Here is a 12732-nt window from a genome sequence, read left to right on the forward strand (position 1 = left end):
TGTGTCAATTTGAGCATTGCGTCACGCCACCTCGACATGTGGTGTGGCCGGGGGTTGTCCCGCCAGGGGAAGGTGGTAAACTCTGCGTCCGTCTGGGCTGGTTTGCGGCCCGCCGAACCCTAGCTTGGAATACAGGTCGGCAACTGGCTGGTTTCGTTTCAGGGGAACGAATACGCCCTTCAGTTCCTTGTATCCATATTCCGCGGCCGAGCGGAAAAGGTGGTTGATAATGCCGTGCTCGACCGTGCGTCCCATGGCGCGGCATGACAGCACCCATGTTTCGATGGCCAGGGCATCGCCTTCCGGCACGCCGAGCACAACGCTGATCAGGCCGTAATCGCCGAACTTGTCGTTAAGTTGATAGGTCCATCCGATCGCGCCGTCCATCGCAAGGATTTTCTCCACCGTGGACGCGCCGTGACGAACGCCTGTCAGGTTAAATTGATTGGTCTTCGCGATCAGGTCAAGGACCCGGTTCATGTTATTGGCATCAATGGCCTGTGGACGCAGTCGCAACCCTAAAGTGTCGTAGAATCCCGACAGGTCGGTTGCCTCCGTCTTTGCGCGAAGACGCTTGCTCTCGGTTCGATAGAACTGTTGACGGTTCTTGTCTTCCTCCGTCGACCCAGGGATCAAGAACCGGCCATCCGCGCAAAGCGCCGGGACAAGGTCGATCATGTCGGCGGGAAAATCGGGCACATGCACGTCAGGCATCATACTTTGGACTTCGGCCCGTTCGACAGGATTGTCGTCAATGAAGGCCGTGCCGGTCGGAGTCAGGTTCAGGTTTGCGAGCGATGCCTGTATGTTCTGCGACTTAGGGTTCCAGTTGATCATCATGTCGGCGAAGTGTTCACGCTGAAGAATCATCTCCGGCCGATTGTCAAAAACGTCCAACGCGTCCTGTAGGTTATTCTTCGACACTGCGACGATAAGTACGCCTTTTTCATGCAGGTCGAGGAGGAAGCGCTGAAGCTTCAGATGAGCAAGGCCTTTGCCTTCCGGGTCCAGGTCCACGCCTTGCCATCCGACCTCACCGACCACGCCGCCCCATAGCGTGTTGTCCAAATCGACGGCAACAAGCCTGACCGGGCGGGAAACGGCGGCTGCAATATGCTGCCCAAGGTAATCAGAAATCCTTGCGGTCTGATCGGGATGGGCGGTCAGCTTCTGCGTCACATAGAGACGCCCGGCGAACCAGTTGTCGGAACCGACCTTCCGAATCAACGGCTCCATATCGACCAGCACGCAGGTGCTGGCGAGGCGCTCTCGAAGCGTGTCGCAGAACTCGCGACGCCACGCGATCGACCATGCTCCGCTGTGTCTCTCTTCCTCGAGGGGCTCAGGCAGCGTAAGGACGATACGCGCTCGAAAAGTCTCGCGCGCCGTCTCGATGACATCTGAAAGCTGCGCTGAAACCTCCGCGGGACGGGTCTCCGTATCCCGCAGCGCGAGAAGCGTCGTGGTCAGGCTGATCAGGATAACATCGGGATGAAAGGCCCGTAGCGCCCCATCCGGATTCAAAAGATCCATTTCGATCTGATTGTATCCACCTTCGAAAATCTCGGCGTGGAATCCGTGTTGTCCCAGGGCCAGCATGAGGCCACCACAGAGGAACTGAGAGGAGTAATTGGCGAGAACCGCGACTTTGATCGGCTTGCCGCATTCTAGCCCCGCGCCGCTCTTGTCGAGGGCGCGCCATTTCCTGACGAGCGCGTTAAGCTTGCTCAGGGGTAGGCTGACGTCGAATGCATCCAGCAACTGCTTGCGGGTGCTTTCTTCCGCTTGATCGGCCATGGAGATCAATTCGGTCGGTCCTGGTCGCCGTCGGCCTTGGTGACGTATACGTCGCCGAGTTGCGTAGGGGCACCGTTCGCCATGCGGCACCAGACTTCTAGGTTCTGGTGATGGTGGGTGCGCTCAAAAGGTGACAAACGTGTCGCAAGGGGCAGGTCTGTCGCGGCGACCATGCCTGTCGCCGTAATGACCGAATGACTGAACGCAGCGGAACTGTAATGATCTGCGAACACGCACCCCGCGCTCTGCAAATGGGTAAGAGTTGCACTCAGCACGGCCAATCCATTCCTCGCCCCCTCTGCATCTTGCGGAAAGAAGAACTCTGTCAGGCGGCCGACGCGATGGCGTACGTCACCTCTGGTCTCTTCGATGCGATAGACGCAGATTGCGGGATGTATGGGGCTGCCGGCGCACTTGATCTCGTACCGGAAGATCGGATGATTGACATATCGCCAATGCAGATAGGCGGCGTCACGGACAGTACCGTAGGCCAGCCCCGGATACGCCGACCAGTCAGGCGCATATCCTTCCGGCAGGCCGTCACTGACATGCGCTTCCGGGCCGGAGGGGGCCGCACAGGAGGGCATGTCTGCGGCGGATACCAGATAGTCGCGCGTCTTGTCGGCGTCGAACACGGCGATGAACCTGGGAATGCGGTCGAAGATGCTGAACTTTAGAATTTTTGCGATCGGAACGTTCATCTTGCCTGCGCCCTGACCCAGGAGAATGTCGTACTTTTCCATGAGCCGGCGCATCATCAGCGCCCCCGCGCCGTGCCGGTGTTCAGGCGTGACCATCCAATTGGCCATCCAAGCGCCGGTAAGCCTGGAATTGGTGTCGCCCCAAAACACGTCCGTCGGCCGATATCCCAAAATGCCGACGAGACGATCTGCGGAATATGTGCAGACGACATGCGCAGTTTCGGGATGCTCTCTGCAACCGAATTGCCACGCGAACAATTGCCGGTCACGCATCACGTACTGAGGTCGGTAGTTGTCCGATAGAAAAGCGTCCATCACAGGCCACTCTGCCATGGGGAAGGTATCGGCAACGCGAACAGCCAGCATGAGAGAAACGGTCAGGACGTCCTGAAACTGCACGTGGTGCGGCCGCTCACGGCGATCTCGCCATCGGACTTGGCGGCTGTCAGCTTGAGGAGCACGGCGCCGACCGCAGGGCTGATCTGATCGACGGTGGCCTCGAAGGTGACGGTCTCACCGACTGGAACAGGTTGGTGATATTTCAGCGACAGGGCATTGATAACAGTATTCGGGCCAGGCAGCCGCTCGCCCAGAAGTCCGGAAAACAGGCTGGCAAGCAGATATCCGTGGACTATGGTGCCGTCGAACCCTTGGCTCTCGGCGAACCCGGCGTCGAAATGAACGGGTGCATGGTCATCCACAAGATCGCCGAACCGCGTAACGACGTCCTTGGAAAAGGTGAACTCGCGCCGTGCCGATTGGCCAACGCTGATATCGTCGAGATTGAGCACTTTCGTGTCCACTTATCCAACGCCTTTCGCTAGGAGGCAATCGACCAGATCGCCGACGTTCGCCATTGCTGCCAGTTCGTCGGTGGTGAATTGAATTCCGAAAGCGCCTTCGAGTTCGACCACGAGGGTAATGTGGTTGAGAGAGTCCCACGCTTCGACCTGGTGGGCGTCGAGCATGCGGCTCAACTCCAGGGTGCTGTCCTCAAGGACTTCTCTGAAAATCGGGGTGATGGCCGCGAAAATTCGCTGTTCGGCCTCAGACACGGATGCCATGGGGTATGCCGCTCCTTCTTACTTCGTCACGATGAACGCCGCGTTGCGCGGAACGCTGTTGGCTGGAGTCTTCGGCTCGTAGGCAGGGTCTTCGATCTCGTCCAGAATCGTGAAACCTGCCTTCAACAACTGGGCCGCCACTTCCCGTCGGTCGTTGTAGAGATAGATGTGATCCGCGTTTGGTGCTGTCAGCGCGGCGGAGATCAATCCAAACCCACCTTTCTGGAGCATCCCCGAGAGCGCGTTGAGGAAAGTTTGCGGATCTTCGAGGTGCTCGAGGACTTCGATATTCACGATGAACGGTGACGGGGGCACGTCAGATGCTTGCGTGATGTCGCCCAGAGTGACGTCGTAGCGGTCGCTGAACCCGAACGACGTCATCGTGTTCTGGGTGAATTTCTTGGAGAACGGGCTCATATCGAACCCTTTCCCCCGCATCCCAGGTTTCAGCGAAAGCATTTCCTTGGAGTAAAAGCCCGTCCCGATTCCGACGTCATAGAACATCTCGCCACCATGCGCGAGAATCCGAGGCGCAAATTTCTCACAAAAAAAGATGTGCTGCCTGTAATGATGTCGCCAAAGAAAATGAGAGAGGAGAATCCCGGGCAAATACAATTCAAGCATGTACTGCTCGTTTTGATAAACCTCCTGGGAGGCCTCCTCGTAGGTTTTTGCAGTATACCGCCGGGTCTTGTCAAAGGCGACCTGAAGCTTCATCGCTTCAAGTGCAAAACGGCCGTATCCCTCCACTGCCTTGTCGAATGCCTCGGGCTCGCGGGAGAAAAATATCGCCATCTCGCTGTCGAAGAAATCGACCCAGTCTTGACCAAACTCGTCGATTTGACGATCGATCGTCCCTTTGAAATAAGGAAAGCGGGAGCCGATGACGGTTCTCAGGCGCGAGACGTAGGACTGATCCGATACTTGGTTCATATCGTTAGGGGCGTGCTTTCATCTGAGTTCACGATTTGCCGGTCTTGGCGGCCTCGCGTTGGGCCCTTTCTAAATCTTCGATACGACCGACGTCCAGCCAATATTCGTGGATCGGAAAAGCGGCGCAGTCGCGGCCGCCGGCCATCCACGATTCGAACAACTGTGGCATGTCGATTGCTCTGCCGCGCGGGATATCCAGGAGCGCGTCAGGCTCCAGAACATAGATGCCCGCGTTCACGAAAAACTTGTGCACGGGTTTCTCGTTAATCGCCTTGATCCGGCCGTTATCGATATCGACAACGCCAAAATCGACGCGGAAGTCATAGGTCCGAACGCCCATGGTTCCGATCACGTCTTGTTCGATGTGGAACTCGAGGGCGCTATTGAAATCGATCTCGGTCACCAGATCGCCGTTCATGACGATCAGCGGCGTGTCGGGCACATCCTTGATCAGGCTTAGTGCACCGGCGGTTCCCATGGGCATGTCCTCTTCGAGGTAGCGGATCACGGACTCCCACTTTCCACCGTCGCCGAAGTGGTTGCGGATCTGTTCGCCCTTGTAGTTGATCGACAGGTAGAAATGCCGGAATCCTTGATTGACGAACTTCTCGACGATGCTCTCAAGGAGCGGTTTGCCGCCGACATCGATTAGGGGTTTCGGCGTGGTCTCGGTCAACGGGTGCAGACGCTTGCCGAGGCCTCCCGCCATCAGGACGACCCAATTGTCCCTCGCCCGCCCGCCTTTCACGAGATCGTCGATGACCACCAGATCAGTCACGCGTTGGCTGTCGTCGACGACTGGAACCTGATGCAGACGGCGTGCAAGCATGGTGGCCTTAAGGTCGTCCTTGTCATAGTTGACGGTGACGCTGAACGGTGCCCCGTTCATGGCGCGCTCGATCGGCTGATCCAGGGTGACGCCCTTGAGGATCGCACGCCGCACGTCGCCGTCTGTTACCGATCCGATCAGGCGCCCGTCGTCATCGAGTACAAGGGCGATCTGCAGAACGCCCCGTTCGATGCTCTCGATCGCGGCGAGGATCGTGTCGTGCGGTCTGACGATGGTGTCCCGCCAATTTCCCATCATTCGATCTCCCGTGCGGGATTGCCTGCAACCGTGCTGCCGCCGGCAACGTTGCGGATCACGACGGCGCCCGCCGCGCATACCGATGTCTCGCCCACGGCGATACCCTGCAATACCGTTGTGCCGACTCCGATATGCGCGCCATCACCCACCGTCACGTCGCCGGACAGTACGGCGCCTGGCGCGATATGGGCATGGTCGCCGACCGTTCCGTCGTGGTCGATCTGCGCGCCGGTGTTGACGATTACGTTCGAGCCCAGCCGGCAGCGGGTCTGGATGATCGCTCCCGCCATGACGACGGTGCCGGCTCCGAGGGTCACATCGCGCGCCACGATAGCCGCCGGGTGGATTACCGTGGCGAAGTCGTAGCCATGTGCCGCGAAGCGGTCAAAAATCTCACGGCGCAATGCCGTGTTCGCTGTGGATCCGATTCCGATCATCAACAAGACGTCCGACGGGGCGTGCGCGAAAACTGCGTCGTCCCCCCCGAACACCGGCGCGTCGAGAACGCACTGACCCTGCCGTGCCGGGTCGGCGTCGGCGAGGCCGACAATCTCCCATCCCGACGCGCGGGCCGCGTCCAACACCACTGCAGCATGGCCGCCGGCGCCGATGATGACGAGAGGACGGGTCACGAAATCATCTCGTCGGCGGCGAAGTCTCGCGCGGCACGGCGACCAATCCAATCGAAGTACTCAAGGGCGGGCACGCCCGTCTCGGGCCGTTTGACTGTCAGGTTCTCGGTGGTGAAGGTCTCGCCCTTGCCGATGGGCCGGGCCGCGACCAGACTTTTCCGCGCTACGGTCTTATTGGCGTTCTCGATTTCTAGGGGTCGCTTGAGGCCGTCACCGATCGCCTGTTCGACCGCGCGGATGGCCGCGGTCATGGCGGCGAAATCAGCGGGCTCCATGGACGCGGCATGATCCGGACCCATCATCGTGCGGTCCAGGGTGAGATGTTTTTCGATCACCCGAGCGCCCCGCGCCACGGCGGCGAGGGCGGCGGCCGGCCCGTCGCTGTGGTCCGAGAATCCGACGGCTAACCCGAACCGAGCAGACAGGGAATCCATGGCCCGAAGGTTAAGGTCGGCCGCTGGCGCTGGATACTCGGTCGTACACTGCAGCAGCGTCACCTTGTCGACCAGCGCTGCCTGCCCGGCCCGGCTGCGGAATGCGCGATCGAAGGCGGCCCGCTCAGGCCGGCCTCCGGGATTGGTGTAACCGAAGGCGAGCACGCCCAGCGCAGCCTCAATCTCGTCCATCCGCGCCATTCCGGTCGACAGGATGGCGCTGCGGCCGCGTTGCGCAACCTCGAGAAGCAGAGGCGCGTTCGTCAGGTCACCTGATCCGATCTTGATGGTTGTCAGAGCAAGACTGTCGGCAAGGAACCGTAGGGATGCCATGTCGAACGGCGTCGATAAGAATGCGATGCCTTTGGCCCGGCAGTGCGCCGCGAGGTCGTGCTGCGCCGCTTCATCCAGCTCCAGCGCGCGTAGCATGTCGCGCTGGCTTCCGTCCGATCCGGTGCGATCCGACTGGTAGGCCGCCTTTGCGGCTTCCGCAGTGACCAGATCGTCGGCCTTGAAGGATTGGAATTTGACCGCGTCGGCACCGGCGGCCGCCGCGGCATCGATCAGGGCCTTCGCCGTATCGGGCGATCCGTTGTGGTTGACGCCGGCTTCGGCAATGACCAGCACGGGCGCTTGCGTGATGGGGACGGCCGGCATGATGTCATGGAACGAATTGCGGTGCAGGCTGGTGAGATCCGTCGCAGCCAGAAGCTCCGCCATCCTTGCGCCGGCATGACCGTCGCCGAACGGATTTTCGTCCGAGAGCCCTTCAGGCTTGCCGAGCGCCAGGGCGCGGGTCAGGGCGGCGTCGATCGCGTCGGCGGCCGCGTCGCAATCGACGACGCTGGCCATGCGCAGGCGTCCCGCTTGACGCGGCCCGATATTGACGGTCGGGGTTCCAATCATCGGCGCTTCGATCACGCCGCTCGACGAGTTGCCGATCACGACGTCGGCGATCTTCATCAGGCTGAGATAGTGATGGCTGCCCAGCGAGACATGCAGCGAGGCTCGCCCACGGCTGCGCTCGACGAATGCCTGGACCGCGCGTGCGACCGCGTCGCGGCCGGGATCCGCGTTGACCCCGGTGAACACGACGGCGGCATCGGACCGCCGCTCCAGGGCCGCGATCAGGGCTTCGACGCCGGCAAGACCGCCGTCACCTGCCATGGTCACGGGATGATAGGTCGCGACCAGCAGGGGCGTGCCGAGCGGCCGTCCCAGGCGCGATTCCAGGGCGGCGCGGTCCAGGAAGGTAAGGGTCCTGAGATTGTCCGCCGCCAGCGCGCCGACCGTGTGGACATGCGCCGGGCACTCACCCATTTGAATTATTCGCTGCCGATAGGGCTCGGCGGCGGCGAAATGCAGTTGCGCCATCTTGGTGACGGCATGACGCAGGGCGTCGTCGAACGCGCCCTCGGTCACCTCGCCGCCGTGGATATGGGCGATCGGTATCCCTGTCAGCGTCGCCGCGGTGGCGGCGGAGAGGATTTCGTAGCGATCGCCGAGAAGGACCAGAGCATCCGCTGCCAGGTCGATGAGACAAGCGGTGAAGGCGGACAGCGCTGCCGCCATCGTGTCGGCGGCCGCTTGCGCGTCGTCGCCCGGTTGCAGAATTTCGATGCGCCGTGCGATCGAAAAGCCGTCGGCCTCGATGGTGTCGGCCGTGCGACCAAACGCGTCGGACAGATGGGTTCCCGTCACGACCAGTTGCAGCGACAGATCGTCGCGGGCCTCGATCGCGCGCAGCAGCGGCACGAGAAGGCCGTACTCGGCCCGTGTCGCCGTCAGTACGCAGATTTTGCGGCGGACCATGACTCAGTCCTTGTCGCCGCGCAGCAGGCGCGGGCCGCTCGGGATGTTGACGATCCGTTCGACGAATGCACGGGCAATCGGCAGGTCGCCCGCGCGGGGCGCGTCCTGATAGGCTGCTGTGTCGGGGATCAAGCGCCAGCAGGGCCGTGTCTGGATGTCTGCGTCGTTGGTCAGGGTGAGAAACCTGTCCCGCGTTGCGGCGTCTTCGAACATCAGCGCGTTGAGCCAGAAGTTGCTGGTGCAGCCGGTAGGTTCGGCGAATAAGGTGACGCCGCCGACTCCGTCAAACAAATACGAATAGCGCGCGGCTAGGTCGCGCTTGCGTGCGACGAAGGTGGGCAGCAGTTCCAATTGCGCGCAGCCCAACGCGGCGTTGATGTTCGGCATGCGGTAGTTGAATCCCACCGCATCGTGATCGAACCACCAGCGGTCGGCAACGCGTGCCGTCGTCGTCAGATGCTTGAGTCGCGCCGCCAGCGCCTCGTCGTTCGTCACGATCATGCCGCCGCCGCCCGTGGTCACCGTCTTGTTGCCGTTGAAGCTGATGACGCCGACCGTGCTCAGGCTGCCACAGCCGCGGTCGCCGCGCCGGCTGCCGAGCGCCTCGGCGGCGTCCTCGACGACAGGCAGAGCGAACTCATCGGCAAGGGCGCACAGCGCCGTCATGTCGGCCGGGTGACCGAACAGGTGGACGGGCAGCAACGCCGCGATGCGTCGTCTGCTCGCCTTGTGCACCACGCCGTCGGGGCCCTGCGTACATTCGTTCCTCAGCAGCCGGGCCAGCGCTTGCGGGTCGAGCCCGCCGGTTTCAGTCTCGATGTCGGCGAACAGGGGGACTGCTCCGCAGTAGCTGATTGCATTGGCGGTGGCGATGAAGGTGAGCGCTGGGCAGACAACCGCGTCGCCGGGTCCGACGCCGACCGCCAGCAGGGCTGCGTGCAGACCCGCTGTTCCGTTGACCACGGCGACGCCGTGCGCGGCGCCGCAGATGTCGGCGGTCAGGCATTCGATGCGTTCCACGTAGGTCCCTGCCGAGGACACCCAGCCGGTGTCCAGACAGTCCTTCACATAAGTCCATTCGTTTCCTTCGAAGGATGGTTCGTGCAGGGCGACGGTGCCATGGCACCCCAGGTCATCCCGCAGGAATGCCGTCAGGCGGCGGGCCGCTTCGGCGGCCGCGGCGCCCGGCCGCGCTGCTGCAGCGAGGGCGCCGTTAGACATTGTATCGGTCGGCCTTATAGCGCGTCAGATGGCCGGACATGCGGAACCATTCGATGGTTTCCGCGATGCCCCGCTTGAAGCCTTCCAAGCCACCGTACTTGGGCGTCCAACCGAGCACCTCGCGCGCCTTGGAGTTGTCGGCCCACAGGCGTTCCACTTCGCTCTTATCCGGACGCAGGCGCTGGTCGTCGGTTTCCGACTCGAGTGCCACGCCGGTGGCTGCGGCAATGACGTCGACCGCGTCGCCGATCGAGATTTCGAAATTGCTACCGATGTTGATCACCTCGCCCACGCCGCGGCCGGTCTCGGCCAGCATCACGAAGGCCCGGACTGTGTCGGCGACAAAAGAGAAGTCCCGCGTCGGATGTAGTGCACCGAGTTGAAGCCGCGTCTGACCGGCGAGGGCTTGAATGATGATCGTCGGCAGGACGGCACGGGCCGACTGCCGAGGCCCGTAGGTGTTGAATGGGCGGATCACCGCGACCGGCGTTTCAAAGGATCGATGGAACGCAAGCGCCATCTGGTCGGCGGCGATCTTCGTCGCCGAATAGGGTGATTGGCCCTGCAGTGGGTGATCCTCGGTGATGGGAACGAACCGGGCCGTCCCGTAGACCTCGCTTGTCGAGGTGTGAACCACGTGGGTCGCCCCCTTGTCGGCGGCGGCCTGCAACACGTTGAGGGTCCCCTGGATGTTGGTCTCCACGTAGGTCGCCGGTGAATGGTAGGAGTAGGGAATGGCGATCAACGCCGCAAGGTGCAGGACAACGTCTCGGCCCTTCATGGCCTCGCGAACCCCGTGGGCGTCGCGCACGTCGCCCGCGAACACGTCGACGCTTTCGCGCACGTCCGAAGCCGCGTGATCAAGCCAGCCCCAAGAGTTAAACGAGTTGTAATAGACGAACGCGCGCACATCGTGCCCACGCCGAACAAGGGCCTCGGTCAGGTGGGAGCCGATGAATCCGTCGGCACCGGTAACCAGAATGCGTTTCGGTGATGAAGTCATGGAATTTTTCTTTTCCGCGCTGCCGCCTGCCTTTCGGCCAACAGGCGGGCCGTCATCAAGTCCAGTTCGGTGTCGATATCGATGGATCGTTCGTCCGGCATTACGCAGGCGACGAGATTTTGGCTGTAGAATGCACGATGCTGGCGGAACCAATCCGTGCGGACGACATAGACCGCGCCGTTCGGCAGGTAGGTGGGCGCGATGTCCTGACGTCGGGTGAGCAGGCCGTCACCGGGAATCACGGGTGTGAGGCGTCCATCTGGTCCCAGGCGGCATGCCCATTCGACGGGCTTTGCGCTTTCGCAGACCGTCACGGCGCAATCTGCGCCGGTGTGGCAGGCTTCAATGCAGGCATCGATGTCCGCGCCCGTGCGCAACGGCGATGTGGCGGGCAGCAAAACGACGTAGTCGAAATTGCCGTCCAAATGGTCCAAGGCATGGATCATCGCGTCGGCGACCGGTGCCGTGTCCGTGGCCAGTTCGCTCGGGCGGCGGAACGGCACGTCGCAGCCTGCATCGTTGGCTGCGGCGATGATGGCGTCGTCGTCGGATGACAGGATGGTGTGGTCAAGATGGACCGACTCCAGTGCCGCCGAGACGCTCCAGGCAACCAGGGGCCGACCGGCCAGATCCGCAACGTTCTTGCCCGGCAGGCCCTTGGAGCCACCGCGGCCGACGATCACGCCGAGACAGGTTTTTCCATCGATCATCTGGGGCGTCTGGTTCGTTGCGGAATGCTGAAGGTTCCGCTCGGACATGCTACCGCAGTCCGGGTGAAGCGGTTCGCCCGGACTGCGGTAATGGTCGGGTGCGGCCAGCGGCTGCGGGGCCGCCGAAATCAGGCCGCCGTGACGGCGTGGCCGGGCAGGTGGGTGCGTACGACGCGGCCCATGAATTCCAGTAGAAGGACGACGCGGTGTTCGTCGTCGACGCATTCGAACAGGCCTTCGATCTCCGCGAACGGGCCGTCCGTGACGCAGATTTTCTGCCCTTTGGTGAAGGGCGGCGGTGCGACTTGGACGATGCCGTCCCGTTCCTGATCGTGGATTGCGTCAATGATCTCGTCTGGGATGGCGATCGGGTCGGGGCCATCACTGAGCAGGTAGCTGACGCCGATGGTGCCGTTGATTGACCGCCAGCGCTGCAGTGCCGGGTTCATGCGCACGAACAGATAACGCGGGAACAGCGGCGTCATGACGTCGTAGACGCGGCGCGCGTGCCGGCAGCGCTTGCGATAGCGCGGCAGGTAGGTGGTGAAGCCCTGCTTGGTTAGGTTCTGGACGGCGACCTGTTCCTTGCCGGCCTGGGTGTAGACGACGTACCACTTCATATGTCGTTCGCTCCCGCGAGAGGTTGTGTCGAGGCGCCCGTGACCCGCATGAACTTCGGCGTCAACACGCGACCTTCCGGCAGCACGGCGGAAAGTCCGTCGAAGACCAGCTGCGGATCGGCCAGATCGGCGATGATCACGGCGTTGGGGCGCCGGGACGACGGGATGTCGTCGAGTTTCTGATAGATCGGCAGGTCGCAAAACAGGGCTTCGTTGCGGCCGGGGTCGAGGATGCCGACGATCGCCACGCCGGTTCCCGCGGCCGCGAGGGTGGCGATCTCGGCGAGGTCCGTGGCGCCGACGACGACCACTCGGTTCCAACCCCGGGTCGCGCAATAGCGGAAGATATCGGCGTACTCCTGGCGCGCCGTGCGGTAGAACTGCAAGGAGTGGCTGAGATACTCGGCGGTCAACCGGCTCTTTTCCGCGAAGCCCTGCGGCGTCAGGTAGTAGGCGTAGCGCCTGGCGGGAACCTGGCGAATCTTCAGCAGGCCCTTCTTCACGCATCGCTTGAGGACGGCATTGGTCAGGCCCAGGGCGACGCCCAGGCGTTCGGCCAGACCGCGTTGCGAGATGGCTTCGTTCTCCGCGACCGCGTCCAGCAGATCCAGGGTCGTCTCCGCCATTTGGCTGCGGTTCTGGGCGTCAAATTTTCCGGTTGCCATGGGCCCCTCTGTTCATTCCTTGAACATACAATGTTCACAACATGAACGTCAAG

13 protein-coding genes are annotated in these 12732 nt (G+C 62.1%); all 13 read right to left on the reverse strand.

Annotation, left to right across the window (positions count from 1 at the left end; translation table 11 throughout):
* Nucleotides 1-21: 21 nt before the first annotated feature.
* Complete coding sequence (locus tag RJ527_08060; protein WND77687.1) at nucleotides 22-1797, reverse strand: HAD-IIIC family phosphatase; 1776 nt, start codon at nucleotides 1795-1797, stop codon at nucleotides 22-24.
* Nucleotides 1798-1802: 5 nt separating this feature from the next.
* Nucleotides 1803-2897, reverse strand: a complete 1095-nt coding sequence (locus tag RJ527_08065; protein ID WND77688.1) for a hypothetical protein — start codon at nucleotides 2895-2897, stop codon at nucleotides 1803-1805.
* Nucleotides 2876-3301, reverse strand: a complete 426-nt coding sequence (locus RJ527_08070) for a MaoC family dehydratase (GenBank protein WND77689.1) — start codon at nucleotides 3299-3301, stop codon at nucleotides 2876-2878. The genes RJ527_08065 and RJ527_08070 overlap by 22 nt, the downstream gene beginning before the upstream one ends.
* A complete protein-coding gene (locus RJ527_08075) occupies nucleotides 3302-3562 on the reverse strand; it encodes an acyl carrier protein (protein ID WND77690.1) in 261 nt (86 codons plus the stop codon).
* 18 nt (nucleotides 3563-3580) lie between these two features.
* The gene (locus tag RJ527_08080; GenBank protein WND77691.1) at nucleotides 3581-4495 is read right to left on the reverse strand and encodes a methyltransferase domain-containing protein; all 915 of its coding nucleotides are present in this window, start codon (nucleotides 4493-4495) and stop codon (nucleotides 3581-3583) included.
* A 28-nt stretch (nucleotides 4496-4523) separates the two neighbouring features.
* Entirely contained in the window at nucleotides 4524-5582 is a 1059-nt protein-coding gene (locus RJ527_08085; protein ID WND77692.1) for a nucleotidyltransferase family protein, read from the reverse strand.
* Nucleotides 5579-6214 carry an acetyltransferase gene (locus RJ527_08090; protein ID WND77693.1) on the reverse strand — a complete coding sequence of 212 codons (636 nt, stop codon included), beginning with the start codon at nucleotides 6212-6214 and terminating at the stop codon, nucleotides 5579-5581. Before RJ527_08090 ends, RJ527_08085 begins: the two co-directional genes overlap by 4 nt.
* Nucleotides 6211-8460: an N-acetylneuraminate synthase gene (gene neuB, locus RJ527_08095; GenBank protein ID WND77694.1), complete on the reverse strand. Its 2250-nt coding sequence runs from the start codon at nucleotides 8458-8460 to the stop codon at nucleotides 6211-6213. Before neuB ends, RJ527_08090 begins: the two co-directional genes overlap by 4 nt.
* 3 nt (nucleotides 8461-8463) lie before the next feature.
* Entirely contained in the window at nucleotides 8464-9681 is a 1218-nt protein-coding gene (locus RJ527_08100) for a LegC family aminotransferase (protein ID WND77695.1), read from the reverse strand.
* A complete protein-coding gene (locus RJ527_08105; GenBank protein WND77696.1) occupies nucleotides 9674-10684 on the reverse strand; it encodes an NAD-dependent 4,6-dehydratase LegB in 1011 nt (336 codons plus the stop codon). The genes RJ527_08100 and RJ527_08105 overlap by 8 nt, the downstream gene beginning before the upstream one ends.
* Nucleotides 10681-11442, reverse strand: coding sequence for an acylneuraminate cytidylyltransferase family protein (locus RJ527_08110; protein WND77697.1), 762 nt, complete (start codon nucleotides 11440-11442; stop codon nucleotides 10681-10683). Before RJ527_08110 ends, RJ527_08105 begins: the two co-directional genes overlap by 4 nt.
* Before the next feature lie 80 nt (nucleotides 11443-11522).
* Nucleotides 11523-12014, reverse strand: a complete 492-nt coding sequence (locus RJ527_08115) for a transcription termination/antitermination NusG family protein (protein ID WND77698.1) — start codon at nucleotides 12012-12014, stop codon at nucleotides 11523-11525.
* Nucleotides 12011-12679, reverse strand: a complete 669-nt coding sequence (locus tag RJ527_08120) for a winged helix-turn-helix transcriptional regulator (GenBank protein ID WND77699.1) — start codon at nucleotides 12677-12679, stop codon at nucleotides 12011-12013. The genes RJ527_08115 and RJ527_08120 overlap by 4 nt, the downstream gene beginning before the upstream one ends.
* Between the last annotated feature and the right edge of the window lie 53 nt (nucleotides 12680-12732).

It is taken from the genome of Thalassospiraceae bacterium LMO-SO8, from assembly GCA_031655335.1.
In the GTDB taxonomy this organism is placed as follows: domain Bacteria; phylum Pseudomonadota; class Alphaproteobacteria; order Rhodospirillales; family Casp-alpha2; genus UBA1479.